This is a genomic window from uncultured Kushneria sp., from assembly GCF_947497025.1.
Taxonomy (GTDB): domain Bacteria; phylum Pseudomonadota; class Gammaproteobacteria; order Pseudomonadales; family Halomonadaceae; genus Kushneria.
On the sequence record NZ_CANMFC010000005.1, the window covers coordinates 297,105 to 314,818 of the forward strand.

The window sequence follows — 17,714 nt, forward strand, 5'->3', positions numbered from 1 at the left end:
TACCGTTATCAATGGCATTGAAATCCTGGTGGGGGCTTCATGGCTACGCTGGCGCCATGGAGGAACGCCGAATATGGCCACCTTCTCTTCGTTTTTGAGTGTTTTGCTGGTCAGCGCCTTTGTGATTCCCCTGGTCGGCTCCCTGATGCTGGCATTGACCGAGCCCCGACATGAACCCGGGCTTCTTCAGCTATGGTGGAGCCACTATATAGCCGGATGTCTGGGGATGCTTGTCATGCTGCCTGTAGCCCTTAACAGCTCGATCATTCGCTGGCGTATGTTGCTTTCCCGGGGCATTTTGACTTCGTTTAATGCCATGCTGGCACTGATCATGCTGGCCAACACTGTCATCGTTCTGTTTTTTCCGGATGAAATGGTCTGGAGTATCGCGGCGCTTTTGCTCGGGGCGCTACTGTTTGATTTCTTTCAAAGCGCGCTGCTCAACGTGGTCAGCGTTGTTTCGCTGGTTTTGCTGGTCTATCTCTACCAGCAAAACGGGGCAACCCACTTCAACATGTTTCACTACATCACCATCGTCCTCACGGTGTTGCCGGCGCTGCTTCTGGGCATGGCACTTCAGGGGTTTCGCCGGGAGCAGGCGCAGTTATTACAAAGCGAGCAGCGCTGGAAATCTGCTTTGGAAGGAAGCGGTCAGGGCGTCTGGGAAATCGATCTGGTACGCCGGCAGATCAAGGCGTCTCTGGAGACGCATCGCATGCTCGGAGAAAGTGATCATTCTGCCTGTTCGATAGCCTGCTGGCGTGAGAAAACCCACCCTGATGATGTGGCACATGTAGAGCAGGCGCTTTCCGCCCATGTGGCGGGACAAACGCCACTGTATGTTGCGCAGTACCGCGTGCGTCAGAAAGATGGCAGCTATCGCTGGTATCAGTCACGCGGCAAGGTCATGCAGTTCGATGAGCAGGGCAGCCCGCTGCAGATGATCGGTACGCTGATCGATATTCATGCTGCCCGTCAGGCCGAACTTGAGCGCGAGCAGCTGGCCCGGGACCTGCAGGAAGAAAAGGAACGGCTGCAGGTCACGCTCGATTCGATTGGTGATGGTGTCATTGCCACTGACATGGTCGGCAACGTCGTATTCATGAATCCCGTCGCTGAAGAGATCACCGGCTGGAGTTTCTCTCAGGCCAAAAAGTGCCTGCTTCAGGAAGTGTTTCATCTGCACGGGCCGGACATGACGCCCCAGTCGCTTGAACTGATCGAGACCTGTCTATCGCGTAATGAAGTCTGCATGACCGGTGACGATTCGATTCTGATCAACAAGGGGCATAATGTTCGCGAAGTGAAGGCGACCGTGGCACCGGTACAGGCGTCCGGGGGGAGGCCCATGGGCGTTATCGTGGTCTTTCAGGACCTGTCCCGAGCGCGTGAGCTCCAGCGTCGTCTGACCTTTACCGATAGCCATGATGCGCTGACCGGGCTGTACAATCGCCGGCGCTTCGAGCAGGCGGTTGAGGACGCCATTCGTCAGGCCGGGTCGACGCCGGCCATTCTGGTCGTCCTGAACCTGGATCATTTCAGGGTTATTAACGATTCGGCCGGTCATCTGGCGGGAGACGCCCTGCTGATCGAGATTGCTCGTCTGATAGAACAGCATCTGGGCGAGCAGGATGTGCTGGCCCGGCTGGGTGGAGATGAATTCGCGCTGCTGCTCCATGGGCGCGATATCGAGACGTCGGCGTCATGGGTAGACGCCGTAATCGAGGCCATCAGTGCTCTGCGGTTTTCCTGGGACGGCCGAACCCATGAGGTGAGTGCCAGTGCCGGGTTGATACCGGTGGACAGTCCTGCTGAAAGTTTTGGTGTCCTGCTCGGTCGCGTCAATGTGGCCTGTTATACCTCCCGACAGTATGGTCGCAACCGGGCGACCATCTATCATCCGGGGCAGCAGGATATTGAACAGTACCATCGCGATATCTTCATGGCCGCCGGTCTACGGGAGGCCATCGAAAATGATCGCTTCGTGTTGTTTTGCCAGCGAATCATGCCCCTGCAGGGTGAGGGTAGCGACTATCTGGAGATACTGGTCAGAATGCTGGGCCGAGAAGGTGAGGTGGTGGCGCCGGGTGCCTTTATTCCGGTGGCCGAACGCTACGGGATCATGGCCTCCGTGGATCGCTGGGTCATCGAGCATGCGCTTGTGCATGACGGTTAGCGATTGAAGCAGGTGCTCAATGGCCGTTCACTGAGCATCAATCTGTCGGCCAACTCCCTGAACGACTCGGAATTTTTGCCCTGGCTGCTGGCCATTCTGTCTGCTTCTCCTCTCTCCCCTCGGGCGTTGATATTTGAAATCACGGAAACGGCACTCATGAACCATCTTGACCTGGCGCGCGAGGTCATCGATGCGTTACGCAAGGCAGGGTGTCGTGTCGCGCTGGATGATTTTGGCAGCGGGTTGAGTTCCTTTGGTTACCTGCGCAACTTTGTGGTCGATATCATCAAGATCGATGGCGGTTTTATCCGTCACGTCAACGATAACGCTCTTGATCAGGTGATCGTTGATGCCATCAATCAGATTGCCCAGCGACTGGGCGCGTTGACCGTGGCCGAGTTTATCGAGGATGGTGCCAGTGCGGAGAGGCTTGTCAAAATGGGGATCGATTACGGCCAGGGTTACCACCTGCACCGTCCGATGCCGCTTGACAGGCTCTGGTTCGCATAATGGTCAGAACTCTAGCGCATGGTCTGGCAGTCATCTTTGGTGTCAGTGGTCTGAAAGCGCATGCGGCCCAGTCGATTCACGATCAGCCGCCGCGCCTTGTGGGCATGGCAAAGATAAAACGTGCCGTTGAGAATACTGCTTGAAAGCCTGGGGTGAAAAACGAGCGCCCTGGACAGTCCTTTCCAGCGTAGCGTGACAGGGTCGTGTTTTCTGATGCGATAATGAACGTGGCCCTCGGCATCCAGCACCAGCAGATATGTCCACTGACCATCACAGCGCTGGCCATCGTGGCTGCCGCATAATGTCCATGGTCTACCGTGATCCAGACTGGCCATTTGAGCCTGTTGCATCAGTCCCTGTACATCGCGCATCTGGGCGTCCAGCAGGCGGCCGGCATGCCACTGTTGCATGGAAGGGATGGCCCAGCCGATCATCACCGCCATGACAGCCATGGTCACAATGGCATCCAGTAAGGTGACCCCCCGCTGAACATGCAAAATACTATCCCCTTTTGTGGACCAGTATTCTTTAACGGCAGGATGGATACGTTTTTTAGATTTTTATGATGGATGGCTTTTGCAGGGCAACCAGCCCGAGCTACATACAGGGATGAGGGGCGTGTGAACGCAAGCGATGTGATCGTGGTCGGCGGCGGCATCAATGGCATGATGAGCGCTTTCAAGCTGATACAACAGGGCTTTCGGGTCACGCTCGTGGAGCGTGGACTGTGTGCCCGGGAAGCGTCCTGGGCGGGCGGAGGCATATTGATACCGCTGTATCCTTGGCGCTACCGCGACCCCATTGCCCGTCTTGATGCGCTGGCGGCGCCACAGTGGGGTGAGCTTGCCGGCCTGCTGGCGGACGCGACCGGCATTGATCCGCAATATACGGCCCATGGTGTCATGCATGTTCGGGTCGAGGATGCCGAAAGGGCCCGGGTGTGGTCGGCACGTCATCATGACCTGCTTGCAACACTCTCATCGCCGGAGGCGTACAGGCATCTGGGCCGTCAGGTCACGCCATCACTTGAGCCCGCTTTCTGGATGGCCGGGCGCGGCAGTATCAGAACACCGCGGCTGGGTCAGGCGCTGCGGCAGTGGCTGCTGAACCATCCGCGCGCCACGCTTTTTGAGCACTTTGAAGTCACTTCCCTGCTGATGAGCAATGGGCGGGTCGAGGGTGTGGAAGGGCCGCAGGGCAGACACCTGGCACCACGTGTCGTTATGGCCGGCGGTCCCTGGACACGGCAACTGATGGCGCGTCATGTCCGGCTGCCCATTACGCCGGTGCGAGGACAGATGCTGCTGTTCAATGCCGCGCGGCCGCTGCTTCAGACCGTCATGCTGATGAACGGCTTTTATCTGATTCCCCGACGCGATCATCAGATTTTGGCCGGTAGCACTTTTGAAGACGCAGGCTTTGATCGCGCCACGACCGTTGAGGGGTATACGCAGATCCATGCCATGGCGCTGGAGATGTTGCCGGCGTTAAAGGATATTGAGGTGTCTCATCACTGGGCAGGACTGCGACCGGGCTCGCCGGACAGTATTCCTTTTGTTGGCGCCGTGGATGATATTGAAGGGCTTTATGTCAATGCCGGACATGGCGGCAATGGCGTGGTGCTGGCCCCGGCCACGGCAGATCTTCTGTGTGCACTCATTGCGGGCACGCCATTGCCGGTGGATCCTGGGCCTTATGCCCTGCCTTGCTCAGGGTGAGCGTCGACGCGGCTGGGGGCCGTTGCTGATAAAACGTGCCTGATGGTCCGGACAGCAAAACCAGTGCTTTTCGCCCGGCAGATGGCGCGATAGTTCGTTGGTGTGAGGATCTTCCAGTGCATCATGGCGCGCCACATGAACATGGCAATAGGCGCAGCGTACCATCGCCTCTCCTGAGGCCGGTGTTGGCGGATGCGGTTTGCGCTGACGCTTCAGGCGTCGATAGAAAAGCCATCCCAGCCAGAGCAGGGTAGCCACAATAATCAGTCGGGCCATGAAAGAAGTCGGACTCCTGAAAGATAGGTGGGGAGGCGGGCGATGCTACATCATGACATCAGCATCACCATGGCTCTCGAATGTAAAAGAGTATCATGAGGGCGCCAACGTCGCGCCGAATACCAAAACGCCCCACCGAAGGGTGAGGCGCTTTTGGTCATCGATACGGCAGGTGATCGATCAGTTGTCTTCAAGGCTCAGCGAGCCGCCCAGGTAGCGCGGGTTGAAGGTGTTACCGTTGAGACGCGCATTGTCCGGATCGTTGTGAATCAGCTCGGCCAGTGCCTGACGAGCTTCCTTTTCCATGTCCAGACCCATGTAGCCTTCCACCATGACGGCCAATGCGTCACGTGTGGCGGGGGTCTGTGGATAATGTTCCAGTACCCAGCGCCCGCGATTGACGGCGGCCAGATAGGCCTGCTTGCGCAGGTAGAAATCACCGATCTGAAGCTCGTGGCGGGCCAGAACGTTGCGCAAAAAGATAATGCGCTGACGGGCGTCCGGAGCGTAGGCACTGTCCGGGAAGCGGCGTACGACTTCACCGAAATCGACATAGGCATCACGTGTGGCGCCCAGGTCCCGCTTTGAAATGTCGATCAGGTCCAGACTTTCCAGACTGAAACGGCCTGATTCCCATGCCGCCATGCCACGCATGTAATAGGCATAGTCTACCTGAGGGTGGTCAGGATGCAGCCGAATGAAACGGCTGGCCGCCGCGCGTGAGGCTTCCCAGTTGCCGACCTGATAATAGCCGTAGATCAGCTCCAGCTGTGCCTGCTGCGCGTATTCACCGAACGGGTAGCGGTTATCCAGCGTTTCAAGCTGAGTGACGGCGGCAGAGTAGCGGCCATTGTCGAGCGAGCGCTGAATGTTTTGGTAGAGCTGCTGCTCGGTAAGCTCTTTATCCTGCTCCTGGCTCTGGCTGCTGGCGCAACCGGCCAGCATGACGGCAGCCAGCGCAAGGGCGCTCAGGGAAATGGCGCGCATTGTCGTCCTCGTCTCAAACAAACCGTGGCGGCATGATAGAATCCGCCCAACAGCTACTGAATGAAGTGTGTGGGGCCTACTATACGGACCGGCAGCGCATTACGCGAATGACGCGCTGCCTGTTCCCGGTACCAATGATCCCGCACTATAAAGCATTGTAAAGCCGCGGCGAAATGCTCGGCCCATGCTCCTGCAGAGAATTGCATGTCACAGACCATCGAACAAACACACATTGTCCCCGACGCCATGACCGGTCTGCGACTGGATCAGGCCGCCGCGGAGCTCTTTGACGAGTTTTCCCGCGAGCGCCTCAAAATCTGGATCAAGGAGGGCGCCCTGACCGTGGATGGACAGCAAATGCGCCCGCGCGCACCGGTCATGGCGGGCGCCACGCTGGTACTCAATGCCGTGCTGGAAGAAAACCGTGTCTGGGAAGCCGAGGCGATCGCGCTGGACATCGTGCATGAAGATGATGACGTGCTGGTGCTCAACAAGCCGGTCGGACTGGTGGTCCATCCCGCGGCGGGCAACTACAGCGGCACGCTGCTCAATGCGCTGCTGCATCATGCCCCGGAGCTTGCGACCCTGCCACGTGCCGGTATCGTTCATCGTCTGGACAAGGACACCAGCGGATTAATGGTGGTAGCCAAAACGCTGGCGGCGCAGACCTCTCTGGTCGAGCAGCTGCAGGCGCGCCGGGTCAAGCGTGAATACGACGCCATTGTGATCGGCGCCATGATTGCCGGAGGCAAGGTGGATGCCCCCATTGGTCGGCATCCGGTGGATCGCAAGCGTCAGGCCGTTGTGGCCAACGGCGGCAAGCCGGCGGTGACCCACTATCGGGTCGTCGAACGCTTTCGCGGTCACACCCATGTTCGCTGCCGCCTGGAAACCGGGCGTACCCATCAGATTCGCGTGCACATGGCACATCAGCGCTTCCCGCTGGTGGGCGATCCGGTCTATGGCGGGCGCCTCAAGCTGCCGGCCGGCGCTGGCGAGGTGCTCAAGGAGACGCTGCGTCACTTTTCGCGACAGGCCCTGCACGCGCGTCGGCTCGCCTTTATGCACCCGACAAGCCACGAAACCGTCGAGTTCGGCGTGGAATTGCCGGATGACATGTTCATGCTGCTCGATATTCTGCGCGAGGATGAGGCTCAGACATGAATCAGGACAGTCGCGATCAGCCCACGCTTATCGTGCCGGACTGGGTAGCACCGGGCTCGGTCGGCGCGTTTGTCACCACCCGTGAAACCGGCCCCAGCCAGGGCCCCTATGCCGCCTTCAATGCGGCCTCTCATGTGGGTGATGATCCGGAAACGGTGGCCTGGCTGCGTCAGTTGCTGGGGGCGAAAATCGGAGATCATCGTCCGCTGTTATGGCTGGATCAGGTCCACGGTGCGCGCGTCCAGCAGTCCTTTCAAACACCGCCGCCTCAGGCCGATGCATCTATCGCACGTGATCAGCAGTATGCCTGTGTGGTCCAGACCGCCGACTGTCTGCCGGTACTGTTCTGCGATCGACGCGGCACTCGAGTGGCCGCCGCACATGCCGGCTGGCGCGGCCTGGCCGGTGGGGTGCTGGAGGCCACCGTGGGGGCCCTTGGCTGCGCGCCCGAGGAGATCATGGCCTGGCTGGGGCCTGCCATTTCCAACATGCAGTATGAAGTCGGACGCGAGGTGCATGACGCCTTTGTCAATGTCCATCCCGAGGCTGCTGCTGCCTTTGAAGCGAGCCCCTATCGGCTGGGCCACTTCATGTGTGACCTCTATCGTCTGGCGCGCCTGCGTCTGGAGGCACTGGGCGTGACCGATATCAGCGGCGGCCATTTCTGTACGGCTTCCGACCCGCGCTTTTATTCCCATCGTCGCGACAATGGCCTTACCGGTCGCATGAGCAGCATTATCTGGCTTCGCTAGGGCGCTGATGGCGCTGCGGCAAGCTCCCCTTGAATTTAACATAATATTTTGATGGCCCTGCTTGAAACGGTTCCCGGCGCCCCCATCTTTGTCTTTGTTGTCAATATACTGATACACGCGCTTTGAGATGCCGGTGCTGCGACTGTGCAGCCCTGATCGGCCAGAGCGCCGGATGAGAGGACACAGGATGAGAATCGACAAACTCACCAGTAAATTACAGGCCGCTCTGGCCGACGCCCAGTCTCTGGCAGCAGGGAAGGGACACAATCAGCTTCAGCCGGGCCATGTGTTGCTGTCACTGCTGGACAGCCGCGACTCGGGTTTCAAGGGGCTGATTCAGAAGGCGGGCGGTGACCCCGGCCGCGTGCGCGAGGCGCTGACCAGGCTTGTGGACGATCTGCCCACGGTCAGCCAGTTCGACGGCAATGTCACCATGGGTCAGGAGCTTGGGCAGCTTTTCAACCTTGCCGATCGTGAAGCGCAAAAGCGCGGCGATCAGTTCATCGCCACCGAACTGGTGCTGCTGGCAGCACTGCAGACAAGGTCGGCGGTCAGCCGTGCCTTGAGTGGGGCGGGGCTTTCCGAGCAGGGCGTGCGTCGCGCCATCGATGAGCTGCGCGGCGGCGACAACGTCAACGATGCTGAAGCCGAAGAAAAGCGCGAGGCGCTGGACAAGTACACCACTGATCTGACCGAGCGAGCCGCCAGCGGCAAGCTGGACCCGGTGATCGGCCGGGATGATGAAATCCGGCGCACCATTCAGGTGCTCCAGCGCCGGACCAAGAACAACCCGGTACTGATTGGCGAACCCGGCGTCGGCAAGACCGCCATTGTCGAAGGTCTGGCCCAGCGCATCGTCAACGGTGAGGTGCCGGAGAGTCTCAAGGACAAGCGTGTCCTGTCGCTGGATCTCGGTGCCCTGCTGGCGGGCGCCAAATATCGTGGGGATTTCGAGGAACGTCTGAAGAGCGTGCTCAACGAGCTCTCGAAGGAAGAAGGGCGCGTGATCCTCTTTATCGATGAGCTGCATACCATGGTGGGCGCCGGCAAGACCGAGGGCTCGATGGATGCCGGCAACATGCTGAAGCCGGCCCTGGCGCGCGGCGAGCTGCACTGTGTCGGTGCCACCACGCTGGATGAGTACCGTCAGGATATCGAAAAGGACGCAGCCCTTGAGCGTCGTTTCCAGAAGGTGCTGGTCGATGAGCCTTCAGAGGAAGACACCATTGCCATCCTGCGCGGGCTCAAGGAGCGCTACGAGGTCCATCACGGGGTAGACATCACCGATCCGGCCATCATCGCTGCAGCACGTCTGTCGACGCGCTACATCACCGACCGTCAGCTGCCGGACAAGGCGATCGACCTGATCGACGAGGCGGCCTCTCGCATCCGCATGGAGATGGATTCCAAGCCCGAGGAGATGGACCGCCTGGAGCGCCGTCTGATTCAGCTCAAGATCGAGCGTGAGGCCCTCAAGAAGGAAACGGACGAGGCCACTCGCAAGCGCCTTGAGCTGCTGGAAGGCCAGATTGAGACCATGTCGCGTGAATACGCCGACCTTGAGGAGGTCTGGAAGGCCGAGAAGGCCAGCCTGCAGGGCGCGGCGCAGTACAAGGCCGAACTTGAACAGGCGCGTACCGATCTGGAAGCGGCGCGTCGTCAGGGCGACCTGGGGCGCATGTCGGAGATTCAGTATGGTCGGATTCCGGATCTTGAGCGCAAAATCAGTGAGGCCGGTGAGGCTGAAAGCACGCCGTTGAAGCTGCTGCGCTCGATCGTGACCGAAGAGGAGATCGCCGAAGTCGTGTCGCGCTGGACCGGTATTCCGGTCTCGAAAATGCTCGAGGGCGAGCGCGACAAGCTTTTGCGCATGGAAGAGGCGCTGCATGCACGCGTCATCGGCCAGGATGAAGCCGTCACCGCCGTGTCCAATGCGGTGCGTCGCTCACGCGCGGGCATCAGCGACCCCAATCGTCCCAACGGCTCCTTCCTGTTTCTGGGGCCGACCGGGGTAGGCAAGACCGAGCTGTGCAAGTCGCTGGCCGGCTTCTTGTTCGATACCGAAGAAGCCATGGTACGCATCGATATGTCGGAGTTTATGGAGAAGCACTCCGTGGCACGACTGATCGGGGCGCCTCCGGGCTATGTGGGCTATGAGCAGGGCGGTTATCTGACCGAGGCCGTACGGCGCAAACCCTACTCGGTGCTGCTGCTGGACGAGGTGGAGAAGGCCCATCCTGACGTCTTCAATATCCTCCTGCAGGTGCTGGAAGATGGCCGGCTGACCGATGGTCAGGGTCGGACGGTGGATTTCCGCAATACCGTAATCGTCATGACCTCGAATCTGGGGTCCAGCATCATTCAGAACCATGCCAGCGAGCAGGACGACGCCGGCTATGAGCGGATGCGGGCCGCGGTCATGGATGAAGTCTCCTCGCACTTCCGCCCCGAGTTGATCAACCGCATCGACGAGGTGGTCGTGTTTCATGCGCTGGGGCAGACGCAGATTCGCGCGATTGCCAACATTCAGCTTGATCAGTTACGCAAGCGACTGGCGGATCGTGAGATGGCCATTGAGGTCTCTGACGAAGCGCTGTCACTGCTGGCCGAGGCAGGCTTTGATCCGGTGTACGGCGCACGTCCGCTGCGTCGTGCCATCCAGAACCGGATCGAAAACCCGCTGGCGCAGGCGCTGTTGTCCGGTCACTACGCGTCAGGTGACACCATTCGTATCAAGGAGCGCGACGGCGAGCTGGTATTCGAACACTAAGGTCGGCACACGATATCCATCTCGGACGATAAAAGGGCGGCTACTGTCGGTAGCCGCCCTTTTTATGCGTTGGATAATCCAGGTCAAAACAGCGTGATCAGGGTGCCGTGTTCTCGAACGTGGCCTCAGGGTAGAGGGCCAGCAGGGCACGCAGCACGCCGTTGGTCCAGCCAAAGCCATCCTGTGCCGGGTATTCACCGCCATCCGGGGCGCCATTGATATCCATGACGTTGTACTTCTCCAGCAGTTTGTGATCCTTCTCGAAGCGGTAGAAGTTGTTATGCATCCAGCGTTTGGCGATGGTGTCTGCCAGGCGATCATGACCGTAGCGCTTGAGCCCCTTGATCGCCATCCACTGAAGCGGTGCCCAGCCGTTGGGGGCATCCCACTGCTGTTCGGTGTCGATGGTGGAGGCCACCAGGCCGCCGGGCTGGAGCAGTTGCTGCTCGATGGTATCTGCCACATGGGCAGCCTGTTCCTCGGTAGCCACACCGAAGTACAGCGTAAAGACGATGGCGGCACTGACGCTGTCGGTCAGCTCGTTTTCATGCCAGAGATAGTCTCCGAAACGCTTTTCTTCCGCTGACCAGAACAGCCGACGCAGTGCATCGAGGCGTGAATTGGCTGCGCTCTGAAACAGGTCGGCGCGCTGGTAGTGTCCAATCCGGCGATGCGTGGCGGCCAGCAGGGACTCCATGTGATACAGCAAACAATTAAGATCCAGCGGCAAAATATCCACGGTGCGAATGGTGGCCAGGTCATGGGGATCACTCAGCCAGCGTGAGCTGAAGTCCCAGCCGCTTTCCGCGCCGGCACGGATGTTGCGCCATACCTCGATATGATCGCGCGTTGAATGACAGGCCGTTTCCATGTCCTCACGAAAGGACTCTTCTCGTGGCGTGTTCAGATCGTCCCAATGACGATTGAGCAGCGTGCCTTCGGAAAGCTTGACGCAGCGACGGTAGGCTTCGCCGTGGTGTAGTGCTTCGACCCCATCCATCCAGTAGGTATATTCACGCTCCATCTGGGGCAGATAGTGCTCATATACCCCTTCACCGTCGTACTGGGCAAGTTGACCGACCATGCCGCAAAAAAACGGCGGCTGAGAGCGTGACAGATAATAGGTACGGTTGCCGTTGGGCACGTGGCCGTAGGCATTTATCAAAAAAGCGGCGTTGTTGACCATGTCACGCATTAGATCAATGCGGCCACTTTCACGGAGACCCAGCATCGTGAAGTAGCTGTCCCAGTAATAAATCTCGTTAAAGCGACCGCCGGGAACCACGTAGGCGTGGGGCAGTGGCAGGCGCGACGAGTTGGGGTTGTACCGGGGCCGCGGCTGTCGAGTCAGCACGTTCCAGAGCGCGTCAATATGATCGCGTATGTTGCTCTGGCGCTCGGGCGGTTCAACGTTGGCCTGGGTTTCGATGCGTTCAAAGCGCGCTTCCACAAATTCGCGCAGGACCTTGTTACTGACACATGGGGCATCACCGCAATCCGAGTAGCGCTCTCGGAGCCTGGCATAGTCAGCCATGATCTCCTCGACCGGTTTGGTCGGAATCATGTCCACAAAGGTCTTGCTGTCATCGAACAGACCGCGACTCTGCACATCGTGGAACAATCTGCCCCAGAGGTGCTCAGGCAATGGCGGAAGTTCAGCAACTTCCGGCGTGTCCGGCATCGAAGGTGTCAATGCGGCAGCGGTCATGGTCATGGCAAATTCCTGAAACAATAAATGACGTTTCTGCCCGGTCGTTGCTGGCAGGTTGAAAGTGGCCCTGTCCTGACAGTTTAGAGGCGCCTGCGGTACGCAATACGCCCCTTTATGATGACCGGTGTTAACGCAGGATAGTTCATCACGATGTCGTTTCCCTGGTACACAGCATAACGGCAGACACTGATCAAAACTGTTGTGCTTCCATGCACTGATATCGTGCAATATGTAGCCCCTATTCGAGACCTGAGCGCTATAAATGCGCATCCATCAGTTGACACCGGGGCATCACTGATAGAGTCTTGAAGGTTCCTGATTGCAGGCATGAATTCTTCGGGCGATCCCCGGAGTCATGGAGGACAGTTGCGCGGCGACTGCCTGCCTGCCCAAGGACCTGAACAGGCGGGCCAACCCCCTGCCTGATCAACGCCCCTATATGTCGACCCGACATGAGATTGAGCAGGTCCTCGTTGCAACCGATCATCAGGCTGCAGCATCAGGTGTCGCTGGCCCCGGGCCGCGGCAGGCGGCAGAGCCGTCCTCGAACGCCGATGCGCATGGCATCGTGAACGCACTCGAGACCTTATAGGGGAACTCAAACGTGGAATTGCTTTCCGGAGCCGATATGCTCGCCCGCTTCCTCAAGGATGAGGGCGTTGAATATATCTACGGCTACCCCGGCGGTGCTGCGCTACACATCTATGATGCGCTGTTTCGCCAGGATGATGTCAAACATATTCTTGTTCGCCATGAACAGGCGGCCACCCATATGGCCGACGGCTATGCCCGTGCCTCGGGTAAACCCGGCGTGGTGCTGGTCACCTCGGGCCCCGGGGCGACCAACGCGGTCACGGGGATTGCCACAGCCTATATGGATTCCATACCGATGGTCGTGCTGTGTGGTCAGGTGGCCAGCCACCTGATTGGCGAGGATGCCTTTCAGGAAACCGACATTGTCGGGGTCACGCGTCCAATCGTGAAGCACAGTTTTTCGATCCGTCACCCTTCTGATATACCGACCGTACTCAAAAAGGCCTTTTATATCGCCTCTTCCGGTCGTCCGGGTCCGGTTGTGGTCGACATCCCCAAGGACATGACCGCGCCGACAGAGCGCTACGAATACGTCTATCCTCGCAAGGTCAAGCTGCGGTCATACAATCCCGTATCGCGTGGCCATACCGGTCAGATTCGCAAGGCGGTCGAGCTGATCATGAGCGCCCGGCGTCCCGTGATCTTTGCCGGTGGCGGGGTCATTACCGGCCGTGCCTCCGAGGCACTGACGGCGCTGGCGCATCGGCTCAATCTTCCCGTGATCACCTCCCTGATGGGGCTGGGTGCCTTCCCGCAAAACGATCCTCAGTCGCTGGGCTGGCCGGGCATGCATGGCTCCTATGAGTCCAACATGGCCATGCACAACAGTGATCTGGTACTGGGTGTCGGCGTGCGCTTCGATGATCGCGTGACCAACAACGTCACTCGATTCTGTCCCGATGCCCGCATCGTGCACATTGACGTTGACCCCAGCTCCATTTCCAAGACCGTGCAGGCCGATGTGCCCATTGTCGGGGCGGCCGATAACGTGCTCAACGAGATGCTCAACCAGATCGGTCAGCGGACAGAGGCACAGGAGCCGCTGGACGAATGGTGGGAGACGATCAACGCCTGGCGTGACGAACGTCGCGGCAAGCTCTATGAGCCGGCCGCTGCCGGTGAGCCCCTCAAGCCCCAGCAGGTGGTCGAGGCCGTGCATCGTGTCACGCACGGTGATGCCTACGTCGTGACCGATGTCGGTCAGCATCAGATGTTTGCCGCCCAGTATTACAAGTTCAATCAGCCCAATCGCTGGATCTCGTCAAGCGGGCTGGGGACGATGGGCTTTGGGCTGCCGGCGGCCATGGGCATCAAGCTCAACTATCCCGATGAGCATGTCGTATTGTTCACGGGAGAGGGCAGCTTTCAGATGATGATGCAGGAGCTGTCGACCTGTAAGCAGTTCGGCATTCCGGTCAAGATCGTCAATCTCAACAATGCCTCGCTGGGGATGGTGCGTCAGTGGCAGGATTTGAATTACAAGTCCCGCCACGCCCACTCCTATATGGAGTCACTGCCTGATTTTGAAAAACTGATCGAGGCCTATGGCTTCAAGGCCATTACGGTCAGAACAGCCGAAGAGCTTGAGCCGGCGCTGGAAGAGGCGTTTCGCTCAAGGGATGAGCTGGTGTTTCTCGATATTCATGTCGACCCGCGCGAGCACGTCTATCCGATGCAGGTTCCGCAGGGGGCCATGTGTGACATGCTGCTGTCGAAGACGGAGCGAACCTGATGCGCCATATCATATCGATGCTGCTTGAAAACGAGCCGGGCGCCCTGTCACGCGTGATCGGGCTCTTTTCCCAGCGCAACTTCAATATCGAAACGCTCAACGTGGCCCCGACCGATGACCCGACGCTGTCGCGTCTGACGGTGACCACCAATGGCGATGAGCGCATCATCGAGCAGATCACCAAACACCTCAATCGTCTGATCGATGTGGTCAAGCTGGTGGATCTGACCGAAGGGGCGCATATCGAGCGCGAACTGATGCTGGTCAAGGTCAAGGCACAGGGGAGCGCGCGTGATGAGGTCAAGCGCACGGCGGACATCTTCCGGGCCCAGATCGTGGATGTGACGCCAAGCGTCTATACCGTGCAGATTACCGGCGACGCCAACAAGATGGATGCCTTCCTGCAGGCCGTGACGCCTCTGGGAGTGCTGGAAGTGGCGCGTACCGGTGTGTCCGGAATTGCACGTGGTGACAAGGTGCTGAGCATCTGACGCCGAAGTTTTTGCACAACGTTTAGGTTAACCGATAGCGTTTATGTCAACCGATGGCGCTGCCGTCCATTAAAAGGTGAAGGTAATGCAGGTTTATTACGACAAGGATTGCGATCTCTCTCTCATCCAGGGCAAGAAGGTCACCATCCTGGGATACGGCTCGCAGGGCCATGCCCACGCCAATAACCTCAAGGAGTCCGGCGTTGATGTCACCGTTGCGCTGCGCAAGGGTTCCGGTTCCTGGCAGAAGGCAGAAGGGTCGGGCCTGAAGGTCGCTGAAGTGGCCGATGCGGTTTCCGGTGCGGATATCGTCATGTTTCTGGCGCCCGATGAACACCAGAAGCAGATCTACTATCGCGACGTCGAGCCCAACCTGAAGGAAGGCGCTGCACTGGCCTTTGCACATGGTTTCAACGTGCATTATCAGCAGATCGAGCCGCGCGAAGATCTGGACGTCATCATGATCGCGCCCAAGGCGCCCGGTCATACCGTTCGCCAGACCTACACCCAGGGCGGCGGTGTGCCGAGTCTGATTGCGGTCTATCAGGACAGGTCCGGCAAGGCACGTGAGCTGGCCCTGTCCTACGCCAGCGCCAACGGCGGCGGTCGTGCCGGTATTATCCACACCACCTTTCAGGAAGAGACCGAGACCGACCTGTTCGGTGAGCAGGCTGTTCTCTGCGGCGGTGCCACGGCGCTGGTACAGGCCGGCTTTGAAACGCTGGTGGAAGCAGGTTACGCTCCGGAAATGGCCTATTTCGAGTGTCTGCACGAGCTCAAGCTGATCGTCGACCTGATGTATGAAGGCGGAATGGCCGACATGCGTTACTCGATCTCCAATACGGCTGAATATGGTGATTACGTCACAGGTCCGAAAATCGTGACGGAAGAGACCAAAAACGCCATGCGTCAGGTGCTCAAGGATATTCAGGAAGGGACCTTTGCCAAGGACTTCATTCTGGATCACCAGGCCGGCTTCCCGACCCTCAAGGCCAAGCGCCGCCGCGGTGCCGAGCACCAGATCGAGGAAGTCGGCACCAGGCTGCGTGGCATGATGCCCTGGATTGCGGCCAACAAGATGGTCGACAAGTCGAAAAACTGATTTGAAGGACACTCGAAAGATTTAAAAACTTCGAGAAAACGGATGCGATATCGCATCCGTTTTTTTATGCCTGTCACTTGAGGTGCAATACTCAGGACGGCTGGAAAAGCTGACCCTGTACTGTCTCGGTGGCAACGGGCATGACCGTGACGCAGTCGCCATGATAAATGATGCCGCCTCGCACAATGCGGGCGGTCATGCCGCCATGGCCGCGCAGAGCGTTATAGCCGCCCGGACCCAGGGTCCTTTCCATGCGACTGCAGGGCGCGCACAGCCCGGTGATCTCAAGGATCACGTCGTCACCAATGGCCAGTTGCTGCTGTCGGCAGGCCAGCAGGTTGAGTCCGGATACCACCAGGTTACGCCTGAGCTGCTCCGGGGGCAGAGCCGCCATGCCGCAAAAGGCAGCAATGACCGGTAAATGCTCGGCCTGAAAAAGCGTGACTTCGCGCTTGCCGCCTCGGGCGCTGTAATGATCCCCCTCAATGCCCCGACCCTCGATCAGGGTAAGCGTATTCATGATATCGACATCACCATGACGCCTGGGGCGGCGACTCAACCATTCCAGGCGGCCGGGGTAGGGGAAGTGCGTCATAAGGCTTCTTAAACTTTCCATTTCCTCTCCGTGTTAACACCTGGTCATCTTCTATGCTTTGATGGTCGTATCTTTTCAAAGGACATCATTGTCATGACGCAGACGCCTCCACCGAACAATCGACCGCCCCGCGATCCCTTTTCCGAGTTCAAGGATGATACGGAAGTGGTTGAAGACATCGTGCAAAACGGTGAGCGCATACGCCGGCGCGGTATTTATCTGTTGCCCAATCTCTTTACCACTGCTGCGCTGTTTTCGGGCTTTTTTTCCGTGGTGGCTGCCCTCAATGGCAATTTCGGGTCGGCGGCTATCGCCATCTTTGTCTCCATGGTGCTTGACGGCTTCGATGGGCGAGTCGCTCGCATGACCAATACGCAGAGTGCCTTTGGTGAAGAGTACGATAGCCTCGCCGACATGCTTTCCTTTGGTGTGGCTCCTGCGATCGTGGCCTTTGCCTGGATCCTTCAGGATATTGGCAATCTCGGCTGGATAGCGGCCTTTGTTTATGTCGCTGGTGCGGCACTGCGTCTGGCGCGCTTCAATGTTCAGATCGGTAGTACCGACAAGAAGTGGTTCATCGGGCTGCCCAGCCCGTCGGCAGCCGCCGTCGTGGCAGGGTTTGTCTGGACCTTTCACAGCTTTGAGGCCACGGCTTTCGGCTTCAAGGTACTCATGGCCATTATTGTGGCAGCGGTTGGTATTCTAATGGTGAGTAACATCCGCTATTACAGCTTCAAGGAAGTGGACTTCAAAAGCCCGGTCCCTTTTGTATTCCTTCTCGCCATTGTGCTTGCCTTTGTTTTGATCTCGCTGGAGCCGGCCATCATGCTGTTACTGCTGTTTGGCAGCTATGCAGCCTCTGGTCCGATACTGGCCATCATGCGGCGTACCGGCCATGCAAAACCCATTAATAGTGGCGGCGAAACCGCAGAAGAACACATGGAAACCAATGAGGCTGGCACGCCTGCAACATCAGTGAGTCCTGATGAGCCAGAAGCGGCAGGTGCTCCAGAAACATCCGAAAAACCCGATGAAAGAAAGTAGCCTCTTTTTTGGAACAAGGGGTTGCGCGATCCCGGGGTGATCTATAAAGTACGCATCCGCTGCCACGGAGCACACGGCGACGAGGCGGCGGG

13 protein-coding genes and 1 pseudogene are annotated in these 17,714 nt (G+C 58.7%); 9 read left to right on the forward strand and 5 right to left on the reverse strand.

Annotation, left to right across the window (positions count from 1 at the left end; genetic code table 11):
* Positions 1 to 568: 568 nt before the first annotated feature.
* Positions 569 to 2,686, forward strand: a pseudogene (locus Q0931_RS11670) (EAL domain-containing protein).
* Positions 2,687 to 2,697: 11 nt separating this feature from the next.
* Here the strand turns inward: Q0931_RS11670 and Q0931_RS11675 are convergent.
* The gene (locus Q0931_RS11675; RefSeq protein ID WP_299260515.1) at positions 2,698 to 3,138 is read right to left on the reverse strand and encodes a GspH/FimT family pseudopilin; all 441 of its coding nucleotides are present in this window, start codon (positions 3,136 to 3,138) and stop codon (positions 2,698 to 2,700) included.
* Positions 3,139 to 3,306: 168 nt separating this feature from the next.
* Between Q0931_RS11675 and Q0931_RS11680 the strand changes: the two genes are divergently transcribed.
* A complete protein-coding gene (locus Q0931_RS11680; RefSeq protein WP_299260477.1) occupies positions 3,307 to 4,404 on the forward strand; it encodes an FAD-dependent oxidoreductase in 1,098 nt (365 codons plus the stop codon).
* Here the strand turns inward: Q0931_RS11680 and Q0931_RS11685 are convergent.
* Together Q0931_RS11685 and Q0931_RS11690 are read right to left on the reverse strand one after the other, a co-directional pair.
* Complete coding sequence (locus tag Q0931_RS11685; RefSeq protein WP_299260479.1) at positions 4,396 to 4,680, reverse strand: PP0621 family protein; 285 nt, start codon at positions 4,678 to 4,680, stop codon at positions 4,396 to 4,398. The two genes, Q0931_RS11680 and Q0931_RS11685, sit on opposite strands and share 9 nt — an antisense overlap.
* Before the next feature lie 180 nt (positions 4,681 to 4,860).
* On the reverse strand, positions 4,861 to 5,667 hold the full coding sequence (locus Q0931_RS11690; RefSeq protein ID WP_299260481.1) for an outer membrane protein assembly factor BamD: 807 nt from the start codon (positions 5,665 to 5,667) through the stop codon (positions 4,861 to 4,863).
* A 204-nt stretch (positions 5,668 to 5,871) separates the two neighbouring features.
* On the opposite strand from Q0931_RS11690, the gene rluD reads away from it, so the two are divergent.
* The 3 genes from rluD (at position 5,872) to clpB (ending at position 10,353) form a co-directional block, all read left to right on the forward strand.
* Positions 5,872 to 6,831 carry a 23S rRNA pseudouridine(1911/1915/1917) synthase RluD gene (gene rluD / locus Q0931_RS11695; RefSeq protein WP_299260483.1) on the forward strand — a complete coding sequence of 320 codons (960 nt, stop codon included), beginning with the start codon at positions 5,872 to 5,874 and terminating at the stop codon, positions 6,829 to 6,831.
* Positions 6,828 to 7,583: a peptidoglycan editing factor PgeF gene (gene pgeF / locus Q0931_RS11700; protein ID WP_299260485.1), complete on the forward strand. Its 756-nt coding sequence runs from the start codon at positions 6,828 to 6,830 to the stop codon at positions 7,581 to 7,583. Before rluD ends, pgeF begins: the two co-directional genes overlap by 4 nt.
* A 187-nt stretch (positions 7,584 to 7,770) precedes the next feature.
* Positions 7,771 to 10,353, forward strand: coding sequence for an ATP-dependent chaperone ClpB (gene clpB / locus Q0931_RS11705; RefSeq protein ID WP_299260487.1), 2,583 nt, complete (start codon positions 7,771 to 7,773; stop codon positions 10,351 to 10,353).
* Between the two features lie 97 nt (positions 10,354 to 10,450).
* On the opposite strand, the gene treF is transcribed toward clpB, so the two are convergent.
* Entirely contained in the window at positions 10,451 to 12,067 is a 1,617-nt protein-coding gene (treF, locus tag Q0931_RS11710; RefSeq protein ID WP_299260489.1) for an alpha,alpha-trehalase TreF, read from the reverse strand.
* Positions 12,068 to 12,668: 601 nt separating this feature from the next.
* On the opposite strand from treF, the gene Q0931_RS11715 reads away from it, so the two are divergent.
* From Q0931_RS11715 to ilvC, 3 genes are all read left to right on the forward strand, one after another.
* Positions 12,669 to 14,390, forward strand: a complete 1,722-nt coding sequence (locus Q0931_RS11715; protein WP_299260491.1) for an acetolactate synthase 3 large subunit — start codon at positions 12,669 to 12,671, stop codon at positions 14,388 to 14,390.
* Positions 14,390 to 14,881: an acetolactate synthase small subunit gene (gene ilvN / locus Q0931_RS11720; RefSeq protein ID WP_086621987.1), complete on the forward strand. Its 492-nt coding sequence runs from the start codon at positions 14,390 to 14,392 to the stop codon at positions 14,879 to 14,881. The genes Q0931_RS11715 and ilvN overlap by 1 nt, the downstream gene beginning before the upstream one ends.
* Positions 14,882 to 14,966: 85 nt before the next feature.
* Positions 14,967 to 15,983: a ketol-acid reductoisomerase gene (ilvC, locus tag Q0931_RS11725; protein WP_299260495.1), complete on the forward strand. Its 1,017-nt coding sequence runs from the start codon at positions 14,967 to 14,969 to the stop codon at positions 15,981 to 15,983.
* 91 nt (positions 15,984 to 16,074) lie between these two features.
* Here the strand turns inward: ilvC and Q0931_RS11730 are convergent, their stop codons facing one another.
* Positions 16,075 to 16,599 carry an MOSC domain-containing protein gene (locus Q0931_RS11730; RefSeq protein WP_299260497.1) on the reverse strand — a complete coding sequence of 175 codons (525 nt, stop codon included), beginning with the start codon at positions 16,597 to 16,599 and terminating at the stop codon, positions 16,075 to 16,077.
* 72 nt (positions 16,600 to 16,671) lie between these two features.
* Between Q0931_RS11730 and pssA the strand changes: the two genes are divergently transcribed.
* Positions 16,672 to 17,622: a CDP-diacylglycerol--serine O-phosphatidyltransferase gene (gene pssA, locus Q0931_RS11735; RefSeq protein WP_299260499.1), complete on the forward strand. Its 951-nt coding sequence runs from the start codon at positions 16,672 to 16,674 to the stop codon at positions 17,620 to 17,622.
* Positions 17,623 to 17,714: the final 92 nt, after the last annotated feature.

What these genes read in the sequence shown, in the direction of transcription:
- Q0931_RS11675 (WP_299260515.1), bottom strand. Translation starts at nt 3,138, where the DNA reads ATGGCTGTCATGGCGGTGATGATCGGCTGGGCCATCCCTTCCATGCAA.
- Q0931_RS11685 (WP_299260479.1), bottom strand. Translation starts at nt 4,680, where the DNA reads ATGGCCCGACTGATTATTGTGGCTACCCTGCTCTGGCTGGGATGGCTT.
- Q0931_RS11690 (WP_299260481.1), bottom strand. Translation starts at nt 5,667, where the DNA reads ATGCGCGCCATTTCCCTGAGCGCCCTTGCGCTGGCTGCCGTCATGCTG.
- rluD (WP_299260483.1), top strand. Translation starts at nt 5,872, where the DNA reads ATGTCACAGACCATCGAACAAACACACATTGTCCCCGACGCCATGACC.
- pgeF (WP_299260485.1), top strand. Translation starts at nt 6,828, where the DNA reads ATGAATCAGGACAGTCGCGATCAGCCCACGCTTATCGTGCCGGACTGG.
- clpB (WP_299260487.1), top strand. Translation starts at nt 7,771, where the DNA reads ATGAGAATCGACAAACTCACCAGTAAATTACAGGCCGCTCTGGCCGAC.
- treF (WP_299260489.1), bottom strand. Translation starts at nt 12,067, where the DNA reads ATGACCATGACCGCTGCCGCATTGACACCTTCGATGCCGGACACGCCG.
- ilvN (WP_086621987.1), top strand. Translation starts at nt 14,390, where the DNA reads ATGCGCCATATCATATCGATGCTGCTTGAAAACGAGCCGGGCGCCCTG.
- ilvC (WP_299260495.1), top strand. Translation starts at nt 14,967, where the DNA reads ATGCAGGTTTATTACGACAAGGATTGCGATCTCTCTCTCATCCAGGGC.
- Q0931_RS11730 (WP_299260497.1), bottom strand. Translation starts at nt 16,599, where the DNA reads ATGGAAAGTTTAAGAAGCCTTATGACGCACTTCCCCTACCCCGGCCGC.
- pssA (WP_299260499.1), top strand. Translation starts at nt 16,672, where the DNA reads ATGACGCAGACGCCTCCACCGAACAATCGACCGCCCCGCGATCCCTTT.